The following is a 21,854-nucleotide window of genomic DNA, read 5'->3' on the forward strand; positions in this document are numbered from 1 at the left end:
AGCAAGGATGAACGAACTATTTGATGCGAAAGAATCGTTGTCTCTACAGGCGCGAGAAGAGTCGTTGTTTCAACGTCTGCCAACGTTGATTGAAAATTCGAAAGTCAATAGCGAACATTACGCGGCGCATTTTTCTGGGTTAGAGCCTACATTGGCAAACAATCGTGAAGGGCTTGCTAAGTTCCCGATTACACGTAAGTTCAATGTACCTAATCAGCAGCAACTTAAACCGCCGTTTGGTGGCTTAAATAGCGTTGCCATTGGTCAAATGGCGCGTGTTTTTCAGTCTCCTGGGCCTTTATATGAGGCTCAAACGGATGAGGCCGATTTCTGGCGTATGGGGCGTGCGTTTCACGCAGCTGGGTTCTGTGCGGGTGATTTAGTGCATAACACGCTCTCTTACCATTTCTCTCCTGGCGGATTTATTATGGATGGTGGTGCAAGGGCTTGTGGCTGTGCGGTATTTCCGGCTGGAGTAGGCAATACCGAAGCGCAAATAGAGGCAATTAAACAGCTTCAACCTAATGGTTACACTGGCACACCTTCGTATTTGCTGACGTTGCTACAAAAGTACCAAGAGAAATACGATGAGCTGCCTAGCTTTGAGAAAGCTCTGGTCTCTGGTGAAGCGGTTACAGCAGACATGCAACAGATGTTTGAGGACAAAGGCATTGCAGTCTTTCAAGCCTACGCAAGTGCAGAGCTTGGTTTGATTGCTTATCAAGTGTCTGGTGAACAAGGATTAGTGATTGCCGAAGATATTATTGTTGAAATCGTTGATCCTGATGGTGTTCCTGTACAACCGGGAGAAGTCGGTGAAGTCGTTGTAACGTCGCTCGATGAGAAGTTCCCGCTGATTCGCTACGCAACGGGAGATTTATCGGCATACCTAGAAATGGGCTCGGATTCGCTACGCACGTATGCACGAATTAAGGGCTGGATGGGACGAGCAGACTCCGCGGTGAAAGTAAAAGGGCTGTTTGTTTATCCGCATCAGATCCAAGAAGTCTGTCGTCGCCACGATATTAAAGGCTCCTTGAAAATTGAACGCGATGGCTTCAACGATGCCATTACTTTCTGTTGTCATGATGTGCATGTATCAGCAGAGGACATTCAAGCAACACTCCAGTCTGTCACTAAACTGAAAGGCAATGTCCAGTTTGTACCGAACCAAGCGGAGCAGCCGTTAATCAATGATCTTCGCAGTTAACTCATTGGTGGCATAAGTGCAGTAGAAAGTGGTTGTCATAAAAAACTAACAACGTCAGACAAAAGGCTAGAAAAGGGATACCACATTGCGCTGCGTATCCCTTTATTTTTTACTACCGCAATCAGGGAGCGGGTAAATGAAACAGGCACCAATGATTAACACACAATTCTGGGATGATTTGTTTATCCGAGGCACTATGCCTTGGGATGCCCAATCGACACCTCAAGAACTCAAGGACTATCTCGACAATTCACTTCATGTAGGCCAGTCAGTGTTTATTCCTGGGTGTGGTGCCGCTTATGAACTGAGCACTTTTATTCAATATGGGCATGACGTGATCGCGATGGATTACAGCCAAGAAGCGGTAAAAATGGCGCAATCAGCGTTAGGTAACTACAAAGATAAAGTCGTATTGGGTGATGTATTTAATGCCGATTTTTCTCACTCGTTTGATGTCATTTACGAGCGGGCCTTTCTCGCAGCACTACCGAGAGACATGTGGTCAGAATACTTTTCGACGGTGGATAAATTATTGCCAAGCGGAGGTTTTCTAATTGGTTTTTTCGTCATTGATGATAATTACCTATCACGCTTCCCTCCATTTTGTTTGCGAAGTGGGGAGTTGGAGGGTTATCTAGAACCGGCGTTTAAGCTTGTGGAATCCTCAGTGGTGGCAAACAGTGTTGAGGTTTTTAAAGGCAGAGAACAATGGATGGTGTGGCAGAAACGTTAGTCGTCACTGAGACTTCTTTAGAAAGTATTCGCGGAAACTGTCTGGTTCTTTTTTAATCGCTGAAAAGTAAGTCACAAATGTATGATATTTGGTCGATGCCATGAGCCAGAGAGCGATAATAGGAAAAAGTACAAAACTAACAAAAAAAAGTTTATGTTCATCTTCAAGAAGGAATAGGCCAAGAGCGTAAACAAGGAACTGAAAGTAAATATTGATTAAGTTGATTTCTGCCGCTTTAGGTTTGCCTCTAACAATCATCATGCTTGGGATAACAAGCAGTAGAGTCATGACCCCAGCAAAAGAAAAGTTTAGAGCCAAGAAAGTATCAGTAGTTAAGTGCTCAGACGACTGGTCAATCAATATTGCCAGCAACGTTACTGCCATGCCGCCTCCCATCATAATCAAGGTAATGACTGCCACGCCAACAAGAAAAACCCAAATAGAAAGGTAATGGTTGTCAAAAAACTCTTCTGCCTTCAATCTTTTAAACCTCATCGATACATACTGTGAAATAACAGAGGTTACTTCACTCTATTCCTGTTGAGGGGATACTCACACAGAAAGAATACGTATGTAAAATATCAATAAGCGTTAGTTTTAAAGGCGGGAGTTACCCCCATAATAGGTCGAAAGGTATTTCAGAATGGCTTCGCGATTATCACCCGGCAGTTCATCCATCCCTTGCTCTTCAATCATCCAGTCTAAGGTTTCATCTCATCGTTGGCGGCTTAGTCATTGTTGTGTGACCATGTGTAACGAATGACAGGCTGAGCAGACTGCCGCGACGAGTTCCATATTCTCTCCTGGCGCTAATATCCCATCACCAGCTGATTTGACCTCCATTTCAGATGAAGCAGTATTCCAATCTGGTGGCGTGTAGGGTTTTGGGTTGCTAGCCATGCAATGATTGCGGCTCGCGCCCCCTGGTCTTTTACGCCGGGAAAGACCATGTTTGTGCCCGGAGCAAACTCTGGTGGTGACGCCAAAAAAAGCATCCAGTTTTTCTGCGTCCCATTGACCTTGATGCTGTTTGATGGCTTCGCTGTAATTGAAGCCTGTAAAGCCGGCAATATCACGCTCTGCTAAGCCCCAAAGAGGCAGCCCCACAAGCACTTCCTCCATTTTTCAAACTGGTGACAAGCTTTACACACCATCGCTTGCTGTTCGCCTGCGGCTATCAACTCGTCATTGTTTGCTAAGGCTGAGTAACTTAACAGCGCGAGAAAAGTAAACGAGAGCGGGAAAACCCGCTTATTTAAGGATGTTGCTTTCACTGTTATTCCCCCTTCATGTTTAACCCTTAACAATCAGCGCGATTCGGTGGAAGGTGTTGTTGAGGTAACCTTTCGGGTTCCATGTGATAGCAAAAGGTTGGCCCACCTCTTGGTCATCAGTCGCCTTTGCCCCAACTTCGTAGTAGCCCGCTTGGGGGAATGTCACTTTGGCGTTGAACGTCTGCCAAGCGCTGTCATTGGCTGGGGCTGCGAGTTCGGCATCCATACATGTTGCGCCAAAATCAATCCTTTCTCGCTGCACTACCGAGAGACCAGTGGCCAGATTACTTTGCTATGGTGGATAAATTGCTGACAAGAGACGGTTTGTTAATTGGTTGTTTCGTTATAGATGATGATTACCACTCTCGCTTCCCTCCATTTTGTTTGCGAAGTGGGGAGTTGGAGGGTTATCTAGAACCGACGTTTAAGCTTGTGGAATCCTCAGTGGTGGCAAACAGTGTTGAGGTTTTTAAAGGTAGGAGCGCTGGATGGTGTGGCAGAAAAGTTGCCGTATTTAAACGCTATGGCATCAAATAATGAATACAAAATCAGCGTCACATAATGCATCTTTTAAAGACAATTATTCTTGTGGTAACGATAAGTGTTGTGAATTGGCGAAGTTGCGAGAAATGTGGATCATGTCCTTTGAAAATATAAGGATATATAATATGGACAAATCATTTTCTCTCATCGATAAGCCTACCTTCTTAGGCTCACTCTTTCTTTTACTCAGCGTCGTTATACCCTTAATTTTATTTCCCACACAAGGTGCGGATTGGATAGCTTCGGCCAAATTTTTCATGACCGATAAGCTTGGTGTGTTATACCTCGCACTGGGTATCGCAGCAATGTGTTTTATGATTTACACCGTGTTCAGCGATCTTGGCCAAATCAAACTTGGTGAAGCCGACGAGCAACCAGAATTTGGTAACGCCTCATGGGCTGCAATGCTATTTTGTGGAGGTATTGGCGCAAGTATTCTGTATTGGGGGTGTATCGAGTGGGCATACTACTATCAATCACCACCATTTCAGTTGGAAGCAGGCAGTGAAGAAGCCATTCGCTGGGCCGCGACTTATGGTCTGTTTCACTGGGGACCGATTGCTTGGTCAATTTACCTTATTCCTGCTCTGCCTATCGCTTACTTCTTTTATGTACGCAAACAACCTGTTTTGAAAATCTCTAGTGCGTTAATGCCTGTATTAGGAGAAAAGCGTGCAAACGGTGGTATTGGCAAGTTTATTGATGTGTTGTTTATTTTTGGTATGTTGGGTGGCGCGGCGACTACGCTTGGCTTAGCAGCGCCTCTTATCAATGGTGGTCTACATCATATCTTCGGTCTTCCAAACAATACCTTCAGCCAAGTGGCTGTATTACTTCTCTGTACTGCTATTTTTGGTTACTCCGCGTATGCAGGGCTTGAGAAGGGGATCAAATTCCTTAGTAACATTAACTTCTGGGGTGCGATGGGCTTGTTACTCTTTATACTTGCCGTTGGGCCAACCGTGTTCATGTTAGAAACGGGCTTAGATTCAATTGGTCGTATGTTGTCTAACTTCTTTGTTATGGCTACCTGGGCGGAGCCGTTTGGTGGTTATGGTGAGTTTACAGATACACACTTCCCGCAAGACTGGACTATTTTCTACTGGGCATGGTGGTTGGTCTTTGCTCCTTGTATGGGATTGTTTGTTGCGCGTATCTCGCGTGGAAGAACGATCAAACAGATGGTCGTAGGTTCTATATTTTACGGTTCTTTAGGTTGTTTCTTATTCTTCATTGTTTTAGGTAACTATGGTTTATCGTTGCAATTGACGGGTGAGCTTGATGTCATTGCAATCCTCAACGAATCAGGCGCGCCAGCGGCTATTTTTGCAACGTTAGACACATTACCGTTAGGGCCAATCGTTATTGGTGTTTTTACACTATTGTGTATCATTTTTACGGCGACTTCGTTTGACTCTATCTCGTACATTCTTGCGTCTGTGGTTCAAAATGATGTGACGGAAGAACCGATGCGCTGGAACCGTTTGTTCTGGGCGTTTACTTTGTCTTTTCTGCCAACCGTCCTAATGTTCATGGGAGGTTTATCGACATTACAAACCGCTGCGATCGTGGGAGGTTTACCGTTGTTAGTTATCTCGGTGATGTTGATGGTGTCCTTTGTCCGCGCGGCGAGCCTAGATATTAAACATCAAGCAGAATACGAAGAGCCAACCATTAACATTGAAGAACTGCCGGAAATTGACCCTTGGTCAACAGAGGGAATGGCTTTGGCGAAATTTGAGCGCTTTAAAGACTTAGCTCAACAGGCGGCTGAAGAAGAGCGCGAAGCAATGGCGGCCCTGATGAGCATGCGTAAGAGAATTCGCGCATTTGCCTTAGAACACAGCTGTGAATCTGGGTTTTCGGACCATCATTTACCAGAAGAGATGCAAACAGAGCTACAGCAACTAACCGAAGCGCTTGAGTTGGCTCAAAAGAAGAAACAAGAACTGTCTGAGCAAGCCCAAGAATCTCGAATGGAATTTAATCATGTGTTATTAGGCGGCGCGTCGGCAGGTTTAGCAACATCGCAGGCTTAAGAACAGGCACACAAGAGCCGAGTACAAACTCGGCTCTTTTTTTGCGTGGATACCTTACAGTTAAAAATTCTGCTCAATCAGTGTTAATGCTTACACTATTTTAGGTTGACCATCTGATGCGGTGGCACCGCCGTCTACAGGTAGGTTTACGCCATTAATGAAAGATGCGTCATCACTTGCCAAGAAAGTCACGACAGACGCAATTTCTTCAGGTTCGGCTGCTCGGCCAAGCGCAATGCGCTCATTGAATTTATCGCGGATGTCCTGCGGCCAGCCGTTTGTCATGTTGGTTTTTACTAAACTTGGGCATACGGCGTTAATTCTTACCCCATCCGCACCATGGTCCAATGCCATCGCTCGGGTAAGGTTCACCACTGCACCTTTACTCGCGCAATAGAATGCGGCACCCCAGTCACCACCCAAACCGGAAACGGACGCGGTATTTACCATACAACCTTTCGTTTTTAAGAGTTCAGGTAAAGCAAACTTCGCGCAATAAACAACACCATCAATGTTTACACCAGAGATCTTCTTCCAGTCTTCCACACTACCTTCAATCACGGTACCAGGGACATGTACGCCGGCATTGTTTACTAAAATATCCAGCTTACCGAAACGGGTAACAACATCAGAAATCAGTGCTGCGACTTTGTCTGGATCAGAAACATCAATGGAATGTGCAGACACACGCTGCTTATCAAAGCCCTCAACGGCGTTTGCCAACTGCTCTTCATTCCAATCGGCAAGAGCGACGTTTGCGCCTTCTTCATACAAACGTTTTGCGATGGCCAAACCAATACCATTGGCAGAACCAGTGACGAGTGCGACTTTATTTTTTAATCCTCTCATGCGATTTCTCCTTCGAAACTTACAAAAACGGGATCTTGATTTTTCTCTGTGCGCGGCAACATCAGTTTGTCGTTGTCGCTGTAATCTACTGGGATAGCCACCACTGCTGGTCCTTCAACGTCCATGGCTTTATTCAATGTCGGTAGCAATTCGTGCTGACTAGTCACTGCGAAGCCTTTCGCGCCAAATGATTCGGCGTACGCCTTGAAATCAATTGGTCCAAATTTCACACCAGAGCAGCGCTGATATTTGTTGATCTCTTGCATTTCTACCATGTTGTAGGCGTTATCAACCCACACAATATGGACGATATTACAGTTCAGTCTAACCGCGGTTTCTAACTCCATGCTCGATTGCATAAAACCGCCGTCTCCTGATATCGATACCACTTTGCTACCAGGTTTTAGTAGGCTGGCACCAATGGCCCATGGCAGTGCAACGCCCATCGTTTGTTGGCCGTTAGACACCAGCATTTGGCGAGCTCGAAAACAGCTTAAGTAACGAGCGATCCAGATGTGGAAGCTCCCCATATCAAGACATAGCGTGGTATCTGGTGTGATGATAGATTGCATGGCTTTAATCAGTGCCAGTGGATGAAATCCTTGCTTGTGATAGACATTGGGATAGGTTTTGATCACTTGCCGTTGCAGTGCTACCTCTTCCAGTACTGAAAGTGCCGTTGGGGAAAGGCGGGCATATTCAGAGATATAGCTGCCCATCTTGTCTAATGACTGCGCAATGTTTCCGACGATTTCAACACAAGGCTGATAATTAAGTTGGTATTCTGCCGGTTCAATATCGAGGTGAATCACTGGGTTGCGGTGGCTGTTCCAAAGCTCAGGGTCATACTCTATTGGGCTAAAGCCGATGGTGAGAATTAAATCGGCGTCCCGCAGTAAAACATCGCCAGGTTGGTTATTAAACAAACCGACACGCCCAGCAAAGTGATGATAGTAATTGATGTCTACCGTGCCGGCGGCCTGGTAAGTGCCGACAACGGGTAGCTGCGTATTTTGAAGAAATCGGGCGATAGCAGCAGCGTTTTTACTGCGGCTTGCGTGAAGGCCAAGTAAAACCACACAGCGCTTTGCTTTACTGATTCGACTGACCGCTTCTTCGATTGCTGCGATGTCTGCGCAACCAGGCTGTGTGTAAGGCGAGGGGACAATAATGTCCGTTTGGGTTTGCTCGGATAAAACATCTTGGGGGAGACTCAAAAAGCAAGCCCCAGGACGACCTGACTCTGCGATACGAAATGCGTTCGCCATGATCTCGCTTGCGGCGTCCACATGCTGCACTTCAGCACTGAACTTAGTTATAGAGCGAAAAATACTGACGGTATCCATGCTCTGGTGTGTTTGTTTTTGCTGGTCAGTTCGTTTCACCGCACCACCGATAGCAATCAGCGGATCGCCTTCGGAGTTTGCTGTTGCCACCCCCGTAACTAGATTTCCACAGCCAGGGCCTGACGTAACCATGGTGACGCCTGCTTTGCCGGTTAGTCTTCCCATAACGCCCGCCATAAATGCGCCGTTAGCTTCGTGGCGTACCGGAATCATTTGGATGTTAGTGTCTTCAATCGCATCGAACAGTCGATCGATTTTTGCACCGGGAATACCGAAAATGTACTTAATGCCGAGAGACTCTAGCTGTTGAGCGATCAACTGAGCTCCATTTTTATTTGAAGGTTTGGATTGCATTTGTTGTCCTTATTATTTGCCTGACTTTGTTACTTTTCCGCCTTTTCTATGGCGGTATTTATATCTTCCGGAGCCAAATTGGCGTTGAGGAAGTCTGTCGATACCGGGGTATCAATCACTAGCCGCGAGACTTTGCCAATCTGGAGGAACCCTGACGAAATGCTGTAATCCTGAATATGACCACCTCCTTGGCGGTCATCGGTAATAAAGTGTTCGTGATAGCCGGGCACATTGATGCCAGTCGTATATTTAGGACTGCGAAAGCCGGCGACCACGCCTTGCTTATGCGTGAAGCGGAACGTTGGTTGTTCTTTGACCACTTCAAGCATTGGCCGATAAGGGCGTGTTTGTTTAGGTACGGTGCGAGTACGAACTGAATCGAAAACGCCATCAATGCGCACTGCGCAAAATAGGTTATCGCTTGGAACCATCTCGTCTATGATGCTATGGACTTCATGACGTGACATGCGCGATGTCAGTGGCAGCTCGATATCAGGCTTAAAAAAAGTCATGACAGCAAAGGGCGTTTTTTGCGCCAGGTCTGCCGGGTTTGCGGAGCCATCCGACTTGAGTTGAAAAACTTCCTTATCAAACGCAATCAACTCACCATCCAATTCATTGAACGTACCTAAACCAAAATCCCCATGTTTCAGCAGTTCTTCTATGGTTGTTGAGCCTTCGTAAACACCAGCGATCAAAGCACTCATTAACGAAGTCTGATAAATCTCACCATCTCCGGTAACGTGATGGTATTCAGAAAATTCTTTCGCTACTTCAAGCGAACAAGCACATAGAGGGTTATAAAATCCACGCATGAGTAAGACCAGTTATGCAATGAAGAGTATATTTAGATTGACTTCTACACGGTGCTAAATCCAATATAAAAAAGATTTATTTTGATATGGAAAATATATGGAATTTCGCTACCTGAAGTATTTTGTCGCGGTCGCCGAGACTCGTCACTTTACCCGAGCAGCTGAACAGTTAGGGATTGCGCAACCTCCTTTGAGTCAACAAATCAAAAAGCTAGAGCACGAGCTTAGCGTGGACTTATTTAAGCGCTTGTCTAGAGGAGTAGAACTGACCCATGCAGGGCAAGTCTTTTATACGGATGCGGTAAATATTCTTGCTGATGTGGAACGCGCTAAAGCAAAAGCCCGACAGATTGCCCGTGGTGAAAATACGCAGGTTAAAATTGGGTTCGCGACGTCAACATCAACCTGCATTAAGGTATTGGAGAGGATTGGGCGTATTCAAGAGAATGGGGTTCATTTACAGACGGCGGAACTATCAATGCCAGAGCTTGCCACTCAGTTAAAAAGCAAACAACTTGATCTCGCAATCATGCGGCTACCCTGTTACGCCAGTGAGCCTTTTGAGCACAAGGTGTTGTTTAACGACCCGTTTGTCGCGGTGATTCCGGCGGGCCACGAACTGGCAAAGTATCACTGTATCCAGATGAAACAGTTGAGAGGTCATAAAATTTTACTGTTTCCACGAGAGACTGGACCCGCATTGTTTGATGGCATGAGCACACTTTTTGCCGACGCAGGAGTAAGGCTCGAACCACAGTTCGCAGCACCGCAACTTCGTACGACGATTGCCATGGCGCAGGCCGGGTTAGGTATTGCTCTCGTTCCGCGCTCACTGGCTGAACATCTCGATGATTCCGCGACAGTCGCCGAGATTGAGGATATCCCTCTCACTAGTCGTGTTGTTGTTGCTTGGGAGGCATCTAATCTCAATAAACAAGCGCTAAAAGTAGCCATGCACATCGGTCATGTTGAGGCTTAAAGATGAGTCATCGAACTGGCTCTGATAGCCACAGGCAAATGTGATACTCTCACTCGTTATATGCAAAGCTATGCTTTGGTTGAATAGACAAATCTTACTCAACGAATAGAACTTACTGAGGATGTACCAATGATATACGCTGCGGTCTTTGATATGGACGGGTTGCTGATTGATTCAGAACCTTTGTGGAAGGAAGCGGAAAAGCAGGTGTTTTCATCAGTTGGTGTCCAAGTGACCGAAGTGCTGTCAAAGCAGACTGCAACTATGACGACAGGTGAAGTAACAAGGTTTTGGTATGAACGTAATCCTTGGCAAGAAAAGAGCCTAGAGGAAGTAGAGAATGCTGTTGTGGATAAAGTGGAGGCATTAATAATTGAAAAAGGATGCGAATTAGAGGGTGTTACAGAAACACTCAAATTGCTTAAGGAAAAAGGGTTTAAGATAGGGTTGTCTACTAATTCACCTTATCAACTCATTCCCATCATTTTGAACAAACTCGGTATTGCCAGTTACTTTGACGCGATATCATCGTCAGACGATGTAGAGCAGGGTAAGCCAGAGCCAGATGTCTACCTTTTAACAATCAATAAACTAGGTGTAGATTCAAGTAACTGTATTGCCTTTGAAGACTCTTATTCGGGTATGCTTGCGGCAACACGAGCAAACATAAAAACAGTCGTGATACCTCAACCTGATAAGTTCTACCAAGAGTTTAATGAAGCCAGTCTAAAGCTGCAAAAGCTATCAGAGTTTAATGAAAGCCATTTGGCGAGTTTAATGGACTTGAATTTGAAAGAAACAATTGCACCAACACCGCATGAAAGTTTTTTAGAAGAAGGACTTGATTGTGAATAGTCGGTCGCTGAAAAAATACCTACTGCCAATGTTCTTATTGGTTTTACCTATAGAATCATTCGCAAAAGATACGACTATGTTGGACGAGCTCAATAATCGATTTGTTACATTTGAAAGGCGATTTGATGATTGTATCAACTCTGCTTCTCAAAATGATATGAGTGAAAACATTGTCGGTCAGATTCAAGCGCTTAATATTGATTTTGAAATTTCGGTTGGCTATTTATACAAACAATCACTTTATTTATGCTCTGATGATGAATTCAGTGATTTAGCAAGAATTATCATGATAATTGAAACCTCCGATAATGATGGATTGCAATTATCAAAGGCAAAAGCTAGTCAAATTAGAAAGCTACTTTTTAGCAAAGTGGATTTACGTTTAGAGTCGAAGTTTCAAAGTTTACCGCAAGATAAAAAGGAAGCATTACTGAGCATTGCGAAAAAGCTTGAACCTTTTGATCTCGTAAGCATGCATGAACGACTTCAGGCAATGTAGACTTATGAAAGAATGTTTTGAGTAGATTCTTAACGCTTGGCTTTTTCATTAAGATTGAGTATTAGGTTCAACGCCTCTAGCTCTTACACAAGATCTAGAGGCATCCATTTTTTATTGACTTAAACGTGTCGAGCTAAGATTTTAACCCTGCAGCGGTCATCATGACGCGAAATAACATAGACACTAACCCTAATGCAGCGACGCTAACGACCCAAATTCCAACCATCCAAGCCCATTGGCGGCACCAATTTTTGATTTTCATACTCACTCCTTATCAACTCGTTAATGGTACGCTTCGCCTTCTTTTACTTTTCCGGAGAAGACGTAGTAACTCCAAAAGGTGTAAGCCAGAATGATCGGGATGATGATCACTGCTCCAACGAGCATAAAGCGCTGACTGCTTGCAGGAGCCGCTGCTTCCCATATTGATATGCTAGGAGGAATGATATTTGGCCAGATACTGATGCCAAGCCCAGCGAACCCGAGAATCACGATCACTAGCGCCATCACGAAAGGGCTGCGCTCTTTACGCTTTTTAACGGAGTCAGCAATCTTCAAACATACCAGTCCAGTAATGACTGGTACGGGCAGTAAGTAGAACAAATTCGGCAGAGAAAACCATCTTTCCGCAATGGTAGGGTAAGCAAGTGGAGTCCAAGCGCTCACAATGACTAATGCGGAGATCATCGCCAGTAGTGTTTTGTTAGTGAAGCGGTACATCGTGTTTTGCAGTTCACCTTCCGTCTTCATGATGAGCCATGTGCTACCAAGCAGCGCGTACGTTGCGACTAAACCCAAACCACAAAAGATGGGAAAAGGGCTGAGCCAGTCGAGTTGGCTACCTACGAAGACGCGGTTTTCCACCGCAAAGCCTTGAATTACCGCGCCAACAACGATGCCTTGGAAAAACGTGGTTAAAATCGAGCCGACCATAAAAGAGCGATCCCAGAACTTTAAGTGGCTTTCCAATGCTTTAAAGCGAAACTCAAATGCGACGCCACGAAAGATCAAAGCAATCAACATCAACGTTAAAGGGATGGTTAGCGCTTCAATAATCACCGCGTAAGCCATCGGAAAAGCGCCAAATAGAGATGCGCCTCCAAGCACAATCCAAGTTTCGTTGCCATCCCAAACTGGCGCGACACTGTTGACCATGACGTCTTTTTGTTTTTCATCTTTGATGAAGGGCATCAGTATTCCAATACCCAAATCGAAGCCATCCATGATGATGTACATCAAAGTGGCAAAAACGATGATCGCGAACCAAATCACGGATAAATCAAAATGCATATTCTTTACCTTAACTTTGTGACAAATTCTAGATGCGGCCAGAAACGGTCGTCATGTCGTGCTCATCGTGTTCGATAGCATCAGGGCCTTTTTTGATTTGGTGGATCATGTAGTAATAACCAAAACCAAATACCAAGCTGTATACAACCAGGAAACACAGCAGGCTGATGCTCATTTGTAGGTCTCCGTGTGCAGAAACCGCATCACGCGTTTTTTGTACGCCATACACGACCCAAGGTTGCCGACCAACCTCTGTCGTAAACCAGCCTGCGAGTATTGCGATAAGACCAGATGGCCCCATAAATAATGAAAACTTGAGGAACCAACGCGAGGTATAAAGCGTGTTCTTTTTTCGTAACCACATGCTGTAGAAGCTTTGAAAAATCATCAGAAGTCCTAACCCGACCATGATTCGAAATGACCAAAAGACGATAGGTGAGTTCGGTCGTTCCTCTTTCGGGAAGTCTTTCAGCGCCGGGATTGGCTCAGTTAAACTGTGGCGTAGGATCAAACTTCCTAGAACAGGAATTTCTAAGGCATAGTCTGTGCGTTCTTGTTCCATGTTTGGGATGCCGAACAATATCAATGGGGTTGGTTTGCCATCGCTGTTATCCCAATGTCCTTCGATGGCGGCGATTTTAGCGGGCTGGTATTCCAAGGTGTTTAGCCCGTGCACATCGCCAATCACGGCTTGGAGTGGCGCAAGGAACACTAAGATCCCGAGCGACATCGAAAACATGGTTTTTACCGCAGTCGATTGATTGCCTCTCAATAAATGCCAAGCGGCTGACGCGCCTACAAAGAGTGCTGAACTGACAAAAGCTGCGACGCTCATGTGAGCCAAACGATAAGGAAATGAAGGATTGAAAACGATAGCAAACCAGTCGGTTGGCACCACACGTCCGTCGACAATTTCATAGCCTTGTGGCGTTTGCATCCAACTGTTGGAGGCGAGAATCCAGAACGTCGAAATGATCGTTCCTAACGCCACCATCGAGGTTGCAAAAAAGTGCAGCTTTTCGCCGACGCGACGCCACCCAAACAGCATTACGCCAAGAAATCCGGCTTCGAGAAAGAAAGCCGTTAACACTTCATAAGTCAGTAATGGGCCTGTGATAGAACCAGCGAAGTCGGAGAAACCACTCCAGTTGGTGCCGAATTGATAGGCCATGACAAGACCAGATACAACACCCATTCCAAAGTTAACCGCAAAAATTTTCGACCAGAAGTGATAGAGCTTTTGGTAATCGGGATTACGTGTTTTTAGCCATAAGCCTTCCAGCACGGCGAGATAGGTGGCCAAACCTATGGTGATAGCGGGGAAAATAATATGAAAGGATACCGTAAAGGCGAACTGTATCCGTGCAAGCATAAATGCGTCGAGGCCAAACATTAAACTTCCTTTGATCTTTTAAGTTTTATGAGAGAGCTATTTTAAAAGGAGCGGAATGAGGGAAGTAGGTACAGACAGTGACTATAAACCTATAACAGATTAAATATTGAAGTGTTATTATTTTGAATTCGGCTTTATGGAAGGGGATTTGCGTTTGGCGAAGTATCAAGAGTTAGTGGAACAGCTTAAAAGGCAGATAAAATCGGGGATATGGCATCCGGGTGACAAGCTGCCTTCGCTGCGTCGCCAATCTGAACACTCGGGTTTAAGCTTGATGACGGTGTTGCATGCCTATCAAATTCTGGAATCTCAAGGCTGGGTAACGTCACAGCCGCGCTCTGGTTATCGAGTCGCGCCCAATATTAAGAGTTCAAATGAACCCCAAGCGCCAGCCGCGGTTTCGTGGACAGAACAGGTAGACATCAATGAATTTATCTTTGATGTGCTGCAAGCGAGTAAAAATCCATCCATGATCAATTTTGGCTTTGCCTATCCAGATCCAAGTTTGTACCCACGCTATCACGTGAATCGGGCGATGAGCGCAGCCGCTCGCAATATGCCGATTTCTACCGCCTTTGATAACTTACCGCCGGGAAACGAACAATTACGCACCATCATCGCGAAGCGTTATGCTGCGAAAGGCATTGAAATTTCACCCGATGAAATTGTCATTACGGCAGGCGCGCTGGAGGCGTTAACGCTCAGTTTGCAAGCCTGCACAAGACCGGGAGATTGGGTGGTTGTGGAGTCGCCTGTATTCTATGGCGCATTGCAATCCTTAGAGCGGTTAGGTTTGAAAGCGCTCTCAGTAAGAACAGACCCAGTCACGGGCATTGACCTAGACTCATTGGAACGAGCGCTGCAAACACACGATGTGAAAGCATGTTGGCTGATGTCGAACTTCCAAAATCCTCTGGGTTTTACGCTCACCAACGAGAAAAAACAAAAGCTGATTGAGCTGACACAGCGATATAACGTGCCAGTGATTGAAGATGATGTGTACAGCGAACTGCATGCCGAGAATGACTCAGTTTACCCACTAAGAATGTTTGATGACATGGGCAATACCATGTTGTGCTCCTCGTTTTCAAAATCATTAATCGCAGGGCTACGTATTGGTTGGGTTGCGGCGGGAAAGCGGGCGCTAGAGGTACAAAAGTTACAGTTAATGAGTACATTAGCGACGAGTGCACCAGTGCAAATGACATTGGTGCACTATTTAACAAGCCGCAATTATGAATCGCATTTGAAGCAGTTACGGAAAAAGCTGTTTGAACGTAAAAGTAAGATGACGGATCTGCTTAATGAGCTGTTACCTGAAGAAGTCAAAGTGTTAAGCCAAAGCGGCGGGTACTTTATTTGGTTAGAGCTTCCCAAGCATATCGACGCCTTGCAGATATATCGAGAAGCGCTAAAAGATAATATCAGCATCGCACCGGGAAAGATGTTCAGCCTGACAGAACAATACGATCACTGTATTCGTCTTAACGCTTCTTTTGAGCTCAATGACAAATATGTTCATGCTCTCAATCTGCTCGCTAATATTATTCGCGAGCATTTGGCGAAATAGCGACTTTCTTCAGTTTTTTGGTTTAATGGAGCGCGCCGGATTTCCAACAACTCGATCGCCCGGCGCAACGTCTTTGGTTACGACAGAGCCAGCGCCGACGACGGCCTCATCGCCAATGGTCACGCCCGGCAGTATGATTGCGCCCCCACCAATCCAAACGTTATTGCCAATTGTTACCGGTTTGGCGATCTCATCTCCGGCTAAGCGTCTTTGTGTATCGAGTGAATGAGCGGCTGTGTAAATTTGCACTCTAGGCCCAATCATGACGTTCGCGCCAACCTCAACCTGCCCATTGCCAGAATAATGGCATCCCAGTTGATGTAGGTGTTTTCTCCGATGGACAAGTGACAACCGTAGGTAAGTTGTAGCGGTGGCTCTATACAGGCGCTGTTTTTTAATTGGACGCCCATTTCCGCCAATAGTTGTCTACGGATATCTGGGTTTGGCTCGTGGTTAAATTGGAAGACAAGCTGCGCAGTTTTGGCGCGCATTAGCTTTAGTTCTTCATCCAGACAATTATAGGTTTCTCCAGAGCGCCTCCGAGTCAGTTCTGACATAACAATCATTCCATCAATGTTATTTGCAATAAGGTGCATAATAGGTGAGAGTGATTCGAAGTGAAAATTTGATGCTTAAAAATCAGAAAGTTATCACTGATTTGCCTTGCGTATCCAGTTGGTTGATTGGCTCGTTTAGTTCACAAAGACGTATTCCCTAAATGGCTTAATCGGTTGAAGCCAAAGTGGGAAACCACTCGAAGCGTTTTACGTAGATTACAATATAGTTAATAAGAAGAACTTAATTGAGCCGCTGCGCTATCGATTGATCCAAAAATTTATGACTTATGCGCTCTGGCTTGCTGGCAACGATGAATCAAGAGTGAGCACTTTATGTTCGAACGGGTCATTTCATTTTTAGAAACAACACTGTTTACCTTTAACGAACAACCTATCACGTTGTGGGCGATATTGATGGTGCCGACATGGGTGATTGTCGCTTTATGGTTGTCCAAAATTTTAATCAAAACCGTTACGTCAAGAATGTCCTCATCGGGGAAAGATCCAAACGTGATTCATTTGGTTAAACGGATATTATTTGTCATCGCTCTAGCCATTATTTTTATGACCACACTTTCGATGATCAATGTGCCAATCACCGCGTTCGCCTTTCTGTCTGGTGCCATCGCTATCGGCTTCGGTTTTGGTGCGCAAAACATCATTAACAACTTCATAAGTGGCTGGATTTTGATTGGTGAAAAGCCAATCCGAATTGGGGACTTTTTAGAGGTTGAGGGCGCCAAAGGCACTGTCGAGCAAATAAATACACGCTCAACGAGAATCAGGCGAACCGATGGTGTTCATATGCTCATACCCAACAGTCAGTTGATTGAGAACGTGGTGATCAACTGGACGTTATGCGACAGATTAGTTCGTGGCTCTGTCGTCGTCGGTGTCGCGTATGGGAGCGATGTCAAACAGGTTGCTGCCTTAATGGCGGAAGTGACTTCGCAGCAAGCGCAAGTTCTGAGTTCGCCAGCGCCAGATGTGTTTTTTCAAGACTTTGGTGACAATGCTTTGATCTTCGAATCTTATTTTTGGATTAACTCAACGGTTGAGGGCGGTATTCGCTCGGTCGCAAGTGCCATGCGTTTTGAAATCTACGAAGCTTTCGAAAAGCACGGCATTGAAATCGCGTTTCCACAACGAGATGTGCACATTGATGGGGAAATCAAGTTGTCTAGGGAGAGAAACGGATAGGGCGATAAGCGGTATTGGTGTTCTTATCTTGGTGTCGAGTAACCATAGCGAGGCGGTCACAACACGGATTCACCTCGCTAGAAACAAGTTTGAAGGCGTTATTGGTTGTCCCACATGACTTCGCATTCTTCTTTGATTGCTGATTTTAGCAACTCAATCAGTGGAAACGCTCTGCGTCCTAGGCTTACCGCGGGCTCTGCTTGTTCTTCCTCTTCGTCTACATCAGTAGGGAGGTTTTCTTCAGCTGCATTTTTCGCAGATAGAGCAGAAGTTAATCTTGATAGCGCGTCAGGAACATCTTGAGCGGAAATTGATCCCGGCACCGTGCCGCTGTGACCCATCATTTTGAGCATATCTAATGCAATATCACCAAACATTGTGACGTTTGAGTGGCTTCGACAACGAAATGTTATGAGCATTTACCTGATCCTGTTTTATATGTTCGGTTTGAAACTAAATTGTAGCTGAAATCAGACACTAATTAATGTGATGAAGACCGTTGAGCGTTAAGGTTTTTATGAGTAACAACAAAAAACGGGCACGTACGTCTGCATGCCCGTTGAAATACATTACCTGATTGGTTGTTGATGATTTACAAGCTATACGGATCGCCCAGAGCTAATGCGACCCTAGAAGCAGGAGACTTTCCTAACGCACGGCAAATTTGCCAACCCGCTTCATTGATGACGCTAAGATCAACGCCTGTTTCAATCCCAAGTTGCTCACACAGATAAAGTACATCTTCCGTTGCAACATTGCCACTGGCTCCTTTCGCGTAAGGGCAGCCGCCGAGCCCCGCTACTGCGCTATCAATGGTGTTGATGCCCATTAACAAGGCTTGATAGATATTGGCTAATGCTTGTCCATAAGTGTCATGAAAATGTACTGCGAGCGCGTCTTTTGGCAGTAGCGTTAACAACGAATCCAGCATGGCGATAACGCGATTAGGTGTTGCCTTACCGACAGTATCACCGAGCGAAATCTCATAACATCCCATATCAAACAACGTATTGGCGACCTTGGTAGTTTGCTCTGGCTTGATTACTCCCTCATATGGACACACCATGGTACAAGACAAGTACCCGCGTACAGGAATGTTGTGCTGGTTCGCCAATTCGATAACGGGTTCAAATCGAGCGAGACTTTCGGTAATGCTGCAGTTGATGTTCTTCTGGCTGAACGTTTCTGAAGCGGAGCCAAACACCGCAATTCGCTTTACACCGCTTTCCAGCGCACGTTCTAACCCTGCGAGATTTGGTGTGAGCGCGCTATAAACCACGTTAGGCTTTTTTGAGATACCAGCAAACACCTGATCGGAATCGGCCATTTGAGGCACCCACCTTGGAGAGACGAAAGATCCCGCCTCAATATGCTTTAAGCCACTGCTGCTTAGTTGGTTAATCAAACGGATTTTATCAACCAGCGTCACTGACGTTTCATTTTGCAGACCATCACGAGCGCCGACTTCGACGATATTAACCTTCGCTGGTAGCATATTCGCGCTCCTTATCTTCACTGACGTTATCCGATATCAAAGACAAATTCAGCAGTATGGAACCGTGCTGTACTTGGTCCCCGTGCTGATAAAACAATTCGTCGACTTTTGCTGCTACCGGAGCTGTGATGGTGTATTCCATTTTCATTGCTTCGAGTACCAAAAGCGGATCGCCCGCCGCCACTTCGTCACCTTTAGCCACCATAACTGCTGAAATTATGCCGTTGAGTGGTGCGGTTGGACTTAGTTCATCATCTACATCTTTTGCAGAGTCAAAGTTAGGTTGATGAGCGAACGTGCGCTGCTGACCAAGATAAAATAGTGTTGTTCTTTGTTCATCGCTAAGTGCATTAAAGGTGTAACGCACATTATCAATATCGACGATAAACTGGTTGTCACTTTCAAGCAGGATGACCTGATGCAGCTCCTCGCCGCATCGGACAGTGAAGTGAGATCCTGTATCTTGCGATGATTGTTGCAAACGTACCTGATGGTTGGCATTGGCATCCGTGAAGTTAAATCGGTAAACGTTGTCAACTGACAGTCTAAAACCTCGTCTGGTTGGCGCGGGTAACGTTGAGCTGTCTGATTTTGAAATGAGATCATTCCGGTGAGCAACCGCCGCCAATGTAAGCCAGATTGAATCCGACACGTCTTGCTGCTCATTTATGCCTTGTTGATGTGTTACGAGGAAACCTGTATCGAGCTCAATCTCGGCAAAGGCTGGCTGCGAAATAATACTGTGCAGATAACCAATGTTTGTCGTTACTCCACGTACGTGATATTGAGTTAACGCCTGCTTAAGCTGCTTTAGCGCGATATCACGAGTTTGCCCCCAGACGATCAGTTTGCTGATCATTGGATCGTAATATTCGCTGATGCTATCGCCTTGGGTAACACCACTATCAACGCGTACGCACGCTAGGCGCACATTACTGTCTGATACGGGTTCTTTTAAGTAGTCAATGCGGCCAGTCGACGGCATAAAGTCATTGTCTGTATCTTCTGCGTAAATTCGCAGCTCAATTGAATGGCCGTTGTGGGTGATTTCAGATTGCGAAATAGGTAAATGCTCGCCAGCTGCAACTTTGAATTGCCACTCCACCAAATCAACGCTGGTGATCAATTCAGTGACAGGGTGTTCAACTTGCAGACGGGTATTCATCTCCATGAAGTAGAATTGACCTCGGCTATCGAGTAAGAACTCCACCGTGCCCGCGCCAACATAGTCGATCGCTTGAGCGGCCTGAACCGCAGCTTCACCCATTTGTTTACGCAGTTCATCACTAAGACCGGGAGCTGGTGCTTCCTCCACAACTTTTTGGTGACGGCGTTGAATGGAGCAATCGCGATCAGAAAGATAGACACAGTTGCCATGTTGGTCAGCAAATACCTGAACTTCAACGTGGCGAGGCTGCAATATGCATTTTTCGATTAGAAGCCGCTTGTCGCCAAAGCTTGAAAGTGCTTCACGCTGCGCACCGTCGATGGCCAGCGGCATTTCGGCTGCGCTATTGACTACTCGCATGCCTTTACCGCCACCCCCTTGGGTTGCTTTAAGCATCACTGGGTAACCGATTTTTTCAGCTTCCGCTAATAAGTGCTCTACGCTGTTGTCTGTGCCGTGATAGCCGGGAACCAAGGGCACGTTCGCCTCAGACATGATGGCTTTGGCTTGCGACTTCGAACCCATTGCTTCAATTGCGCTGGTGGAAGGGCCAATAAAGGTGATGCCATTTTCGCTGCACGCTTTGGCTAGTTTCGGGTTCTCGGAAAGAAAACCATACCCAGGGTGGATAGCATCGGCTTGCCATTTTTTCGCAGCGCCGATAATCGCATCGATATCGAGATACGATTCACTCGCAGGAGCGGGGCCAATGAATTCAGCGAAATCCGCTTGTTTAACATGTAAGCTGCTGCGATCCGCTTCGGAATAGACGGCTACCGTCTCGATAGCCATGCTTTTTGCGGTTTTAATGATTCGGCAGGCAATTTCACCGCGGTTTGCGATCAGTATTCTTTTAAACATGATTCCTCCAATTGGCGGCGCGCTTTTCAAAAAATGCAGCTAGTCCTTCTTGTCCTTCACTGGACACGCGAGCGGTTGCAATAGCTTGGCTGGTGTATTCAATTAATGAATGATCGATAGGTTGGTTATCACAGCGTAAACAAAGTGCTTTTGCAGCCTGCATGGCTTGTGGACCGTTGTTGAGCAGGTGATCAATGGTGCGATTGACGGCTTCACGTGGTTGAGCGTCTATCTGATGAAGAATACTCATCGATAGCGCGGTTTCGGCATCAATCAGTTCCGCGGTTAAAAAGTAGCGTCGGCTTTGTCGTTGTCCAATCGCTCGGATTACGTAAGGTCCGATGGTGGCGGGTAACAAACCGAGCTTCACTTCACTCAAACAGAAGCGGCTTTCAGGTGTACCAATAGCGATATCGCAGCAGCAGATAAGCCCAAGTGCGCCGCCAAATGCAGCGCCATGCACCATAGCAATAGTCGGTTTGCTAAAGGTATCCAGCGTATGCAAAAGTTTTGCTAGTTGCTGTGCATCTTGCAGGTTTTCACTCTCGGTTTTGGTGGCCATTGACTGCATCCAGCCCAGATCTGCTCCCGCAGAAAAGTGTTTTCCCTGTGCAGTTAACACCAGTGCACGGAGAGAATCGTCCTTTTCGAGCTGTTCTAGTGTCTCAATTAGTGAGGCAATCAATGCGTCATTAAACGCGTTGTGTTTTTCTGGCCGATTCAGGCTCAACCAGGCAACGCCATTGCTGTCTTTTTCAAGCAGTAGTCCGGTCATGTGACTTCCTTTGTCTGACATTTCAGTCTGTATTTCAATGCTCGCTAAC

General features: G+C 45.9%; 20 protein-coding genes and 3 pseudogenes. 9 read left to right on the forward strand and 14 right to left on the reverse strand.

Features of this window, described 5'->3' with window-relative positions:
• Positions 1-7 precede the first annotated feature (7 nt).
• Positions 8-1,210 (forward strand): phenylacetate--CoA ligase family protein, encoded by a 1,203-nt coding sequence (locus R8N46_RS06185; protein WP_115386575.1) that lies wholly within the window; start codon positions 8-10, stop codon positions 1,208-1,210.
• Between the two features lie 136 nt (positions 1,211-1,346).
• Complete coding sequence (locus R8N46_RS06190) at positions 1,347-1,943, forward strand: methyltransferase domain-containing protein (protein WP_115386576.1); 597 nt, start codon at positions 1,347-1,349, stop codon at positions 1,941-1,943.
• 3 nt (positions 1,944-1,946) lie between these two features.
• Here the strand turns inward: R8N46_RS06190 and R8N46_RS06195 are convergent, their stop codons facing one another.
• The 3 genes and pseudogenes from R8N46_RS06195 to R8N46_RS06205 all read right to left on the reverse strand — a co-directional run.
• On the reverse strand, positions 1,947-2,438 hold the full coding sequence (locus R8N46_RS06195; RefSeq protein ID WP_104980559.1) for a hypothetical protein: 492 nt from the start codon (positions 2,436-2,438) through the stop codon (positions 1,947-1,949).
• Positions 2,439-2,540: 102 nt separating this feature from the next.
• A pseudogene (locus R8N46_RS06200) lies at positions 2,541-3,160 on the reverse strand (c-type cytochrome).
• A 76-nt stretch (positions 3,161-3,236) separates the two neighbouring features.
• Positions 3,237-3,461: pseudogene (locus R8N46_RS06205) on the reverse strand (molybdopterin containing oxidoreductase); the annotation flags it as partial.
• Here R8N46_RS06205 and R8N46_RS06210 point away from each other — a divergent pair.
• Together R8N46_RS06210 and R8N46_RS06215 are read left to right on the forward strand one after the other, a co-directional pair.
• On the forward strand, positions 3,446-3,754 hold the full coding sequence (locus tag R8N46_RS06210) for a TPMT family class I SAM-dependent methyltransferase (RefSeq protein ID WP_226083206.1): 309 nt from the start codon (positions 3,446-3,448) through the stop codon (positions 3,752-3,754). The pseudogene R8N46_RS06205 and the gene R8N46_RS06210 sit on opposite strands and share 16 nt — an antisense overlap.
• A gap of 131 nt (positions 3,755-3,885) precedes the next feature.
• On the forward strand, positions 3,886-5,799 hold the full coding sequence (locus R8N46_RS06215; RefSeq protein WP_064354691.1) for a BCCT family transporter: 1,914 nt from the start codon (positions 3,886-3,888) through the stop codon (positions 5,797-5,799).
• A 90-nt stretch (positions 5,800-5,889) separates the two neighbouring features.
• Here R8N46_RS06215 and R8N46_RS06220 read toward each other — a convergent pair whose 3' ends face one another.
• The 3 genes from R8N46_RS06220 to budA are packed head-to-tail and all read right to left on the reverse strand — an operon-like array spanning position 5,890 to position 9,163.
• Complete coding sequence (locus R8N46_RS06220; RefSeq protein WP_047101310.1) at positions 5,890-6,648, reverse strand: SDR family NAD(P)-dependent oxidoreductase; 759 nt, start codon at positions 6,646-6,648, stop codon at positions 5,890-5,892.
• Complete coding sequence (alsS, locus tag R8N46_RS06225) at positions 6,645-8,348, reverse strand: acetolactate synthase AlsS (RefSeq protein ID WP_017633686.1); 1,704 nt, start codon at positions 8,346-8,348, stop codon at positions 6,645-6,647. Before alsS ends, R8N46_RS06220 begins: the two co-directional genes overlap by 4 nt.
• A 29-nt stretch (positions 8,349-8,377) precedes the next feature.
• Positions 8,378-9,163, reverse strand: coding sequence for an acetolactate decarboxylase (gene budA, locus R8N46_RS06230; protein WP_017633685.1), 786 nt, complete (start codon positions 9,161-9,163; stop codon positions 8,378-8,380).
• Positions 9,164-9,260: 97 nt separating this feature from the next.
• Between budA and R8N46_RS06235 the strand changes: the two genes are divergently transcribed.
• The 3 genes from R8N46_RS06235 to R8N46_RS06245 all read left to right on the forward strand — a co-directional run bounded on the left by R8N46_RS06235 (position 9,261) and on the right by R8N46_RS06245 (position 11,496).
• Positions 9,261-10,142 carry a LysR family transcriptional regulator gene (locus R8N46_RS06235; RefSeq protein WP_115386577.1) on the forward strand — a complete coding sequence of 294 codons (882 nt, stop codon included), beginning with the start codon at positions 9,261-9,263 and terminating at the stop codon, positions 10,140-10,142.
• A 129-nt stretch (positions 10,143-10,271) separates the two neighbouring features.
• Positions 10,272-10,997: a hexitol phosphatase HxpB gene (hxpB, locus tag R8N46_RS06240; RefSeq protein ID WP_053349210.1), complete on the forward strand. Its 726-nt coding sequence runs from the start codon at positions 10,272-10,274 to the stop codon at positions 10,995-10,997.
• Entirely contained in the window at positions 10,990-11,496 is a 507-nt protein-coding gene (locus R8N46_RS06245; protein WP_020480907.1) for a hypothetical protein, read from the forward strand. Before hxpB ends, R8N46_RS06245 begins: the two co-directional genes overlap by 8 nt.
• Before the next feature lie 133 nt (positions 11,497-11,629).
• Here the strand turns inward: R8N46_RS06245 and R8N46_RS06250 are convergent, their stop codons facing one another.
• The 3 genes from R8N46_RS06250 to R8N46_RS06260 are packed head-to-tail and all read right to left on the reverse strand — an operon-like array spanning position 11,630 to position 14,179.
• The gene (locus R8N46_RS06250) at positions 11,630-11,758 is read right to left on the reverse strand and encodes a DUF2474 domain-containing protein (RefSeq protein ID WP_005373267.1); all 129 of its coding nucleotides are present in this window, start codon (positions 11,756-11,758) and stop codon (positions 11,630-11,632) included.
• 20 nt (positions 11,759-11,778) lie between these two features.
• Entirely contained in the window at positions 11,779-12,786 is a 1,008-nt protein-coding gene (cydB, locus tag R8N46_RS06255; RefSeq protein ID WP_115386578.1) for a cytochrome d ubiquinol oxidase subunit II, read from the reverse strand.
• Positions 12,787-12,814: 28 nt separating this feature from the next.
• Positions 12,815-14,179, reverse strand: a complete 1,365-nt coding sequence (locus tag R8N46_RS06260; protein WP_005463611.1) for a cytochrome ubiquinol oxidase subunit I — start codon at positions 14,177-14,179, stop codon at positions 12,815-12,817.
• A 136-nt stretch (positions 14,180-14,315) separates the two neighbouring features.
• Between R8N46_RS06260 and R8N46_RS06265 the strand changes: the two genes are divergently transcribed.
• Entirely contained in the window at positions 14,316-15,749 is a 1,434-nt protein-coding gene (locus R8N46_RS06265) for a PLP-dependent aminotransferase family protein (RefSeq protein WP_181881334.1), read from the forward strand.
• Positions 15,750-15,758: 9 nt separating this feature from the next.
• On the opposite strand, the pseudogene R8N46_RS06270 reads toward R8N46_RS06265, so the two are convergent.
• Positions 15,759-16,306, reverse strand: a pseudogene (locus R8N46_RS06270) (sugar O-acetyltransferase).
• Positions 16,307-16,639: 333 nt separating this feature from the next.
• Here R8N46_RS06270 and R8N46_RS06275 point away from each other — a divergent pair.
• On the forward strand, positions 16,640-17,506 hold the full coding sequence (locus tag R8N46_RS06275) for a mechanosensitive ion channel family protein (protein ID WP_017633679.1): 867 nt from the start codon (positions 16,640-16,642) through the stop codon (positions 17,504-17,506).
• A 98-nt stretch (positions 17,507-17,604) separates the two neighbouring features.
• Here R8N46_RS06275 and R8N46_RS06280 read toward each other — a convergent pair whose 3' ends face one another.
• The 4 genes from R8N46_RS06280 to R8N46_RS06295 form a co-directional block, all read right to left on the reverse strand.
• The gene (locus R8N46_RS06280; protein ID WP_005373256.1) at positions 17,605-17,925 is read right to left on the reverse strand and encodes a DUF1840 domain-containing protein; all 321 of its coding nucleotides are present in this window, start codon (positions 17,923-17,925) and stop codon (positions 17,605-17,607) included.
• Positions 17,926-18,098: 173 nt separating this feature from the next.
• The gene (locus R8N46_RS06285; RefSeq protein WP_115386579.1) at positions 18,099-19,001 is read right to left on the reverse strand and encodes a hydroxymethylglutaryl-CoA lyase; all 903 of its coding nucleotides are present in this window, start codon (positions 18,999-19,001) and stop codon (positions 18,099-18,101) included.
• Entirely contained in the window at positions 18,982-21,030 is a 2,049-nt protein-coding gene (locus R8N46_RS06290; RefSeq protein WP_213891423.1) for an acetyl/propionyl/methylcrotonyl-CoA carboxylase subunit alpha, read from the reverse strand. Before R8N46_RS06290 ends, R8N46_RS06285 begins: the two co-directional genes overlap by 20 nt.
• Positions 21,023-21,805 carry an enoyl-CoA hydratase-related protein gene (locus R8N46_RS06295; protein ID WP_213969772.1) on the reverse strand — a complete coding sequence of 261 codons (783 nt, stop codon included), beginning with the start codon at positions 21,803-21,805 and terminating at the stop codon, positions 21,023-21,025. Before R8N46_RS06295 ends, R8N46_RS06290 begins: the two co-directional genes overlap by 8 nt.
• Between the last annotated feature and the right edge of the window lie 49 nt (positions 21,806-21,854).

Source organism: Vibrio sp. 1874 (assembly GCF_033344395.1).
GTDB lineage: Bacteria > Pseudomonadota > Gammaproteobacteria > Enterobacterales > Vibrionaceae > Vibrio > Vibrio alginolyticus.

Coding starts and splice junctions, on each gene's coding strand:
- R8N46_RS06185 (WP_115386575.1), top strand. CDS start 8: ATGAACGAACTATTTGATGCGAAAGAATCGTTGTCTCTACAGGCGCGA.
- R8N46_RS06190 (WP_115386576.1), top strand. CDS start 1,347: ATGAAACAGGCACCAATGATTAACACACAATTCTGGGATGATTTGTTT.
- R8N46_RS06195 (WP_104980559.1), bottom strand. CDS start 2,438: ATGAGGTTTAAAAGATTGAAGGCAGAAGAGTTTTTTGACAACCATTAC.
- R8N46_RS06210 (WP_226083206.1), top strand. CDS start 3,446: ATGTTGCGCCAAAATCAATCCTTTCTCGCTGCACTACCGAGAGACCAG.
- R8N46_RS06215 (WP_064354691.1), top strand. CDS start 3,886: ATGGACAAATCATTTTCTCTCATCGATAAGCCTACCTTCTTAGGCTCA.
- R8N46_RS06220 (WP_047101310.1), bottom strand. CDS start 6,648: ATGAGAGGATTAAAAAATAAAGTCGCACTCGTCACTGGTTCTGCCAAT.
- alsS (WP_017633686.1), bottom strand. CDS start 8,348: ATGCAATCCAAACCTTCAAATAAAAATGGAGCTCAGTTGATCGCTCAA.
- budA (WP_017633685.1), bottom strand. CDS start 9,163: ATGCGTGGATTTTATAACCCTCTATGTGCTTGTTCGCTTGAAGTAGCG.
- R8N46_RS06235 (WP_115386577.1), top strand. CDS start 9,261: ATGGAATTTCGCTACCTGAAGTATTTTGTCGCGGTCGCCGAGACTCGT.
- hxpB (WP_053349210.1), top strand. CDS start 10,272: ATGATATACGCTGCGGTCTTTGATATGGACGGGTTGCTGATTGATTCA.
- R8N46_RS06250 (WP_005373267.1), bottom strand. CDS start 11,758: ATGAAAATCAAAAATTGGTGCCGCCAATGGGCTTGGATGGTTGGAATT.
- cydB (WP_115386578.1), bottom strand. CDS start 12,786: ATGCATTTTGATTTATCCGTGATTTGGTTCGCGATCATCGTTTTTGCC.
- R8N46_RS06260 (WP_005463611.1), bottom strand. CDS start 14,179: ATGTTTGGCCTCGACGCATTTATGCTTGCACGGATACAGTTCGCCTTT.
- R8N46_RS06265 (WP_181881334.1), top strand. CDS start 14,316: ATGGAAGGGGATTTGCGTTTGGCGAAGTATCAAGAGTTAGTGGAACAG.
- R8N46_RS06275 (WP_017633679.1), top strand. CDS start 16,640: ATGTTCGAACGGGTCATTTCATTTTTAGAAACAACACTGTTTACCTTT.
- R8N46_RS06280 (WP_005373256.1), bottom strand. CDS start 17,925: ATGCTCATAACATTTCGTTGTCGAAGCCACTCAAACGTCACAATGTTT.
- R8N46_RS06285 (WP_115386579.1), bottom strand. CDS start 19,001: ATGCTACCAGCGAAGGTTAATATCGTCGAAGTCGGCGCTCGTGATGGT.
- R8N46_RS06290 (WP_213891423.1), bottom strand. CDS start 21,030: ATGTTTAAAAGAATACTGATCGCAAACCGCGGTGAAATTGCCTGCCGA.
- R8N46_RS06295 (WP_213969772.1), bottom strand. CDS start 21,805: ATGACCGGACTACTGCTTGAAAAAGACAGCAATGGCGTTGCCTGGTTG.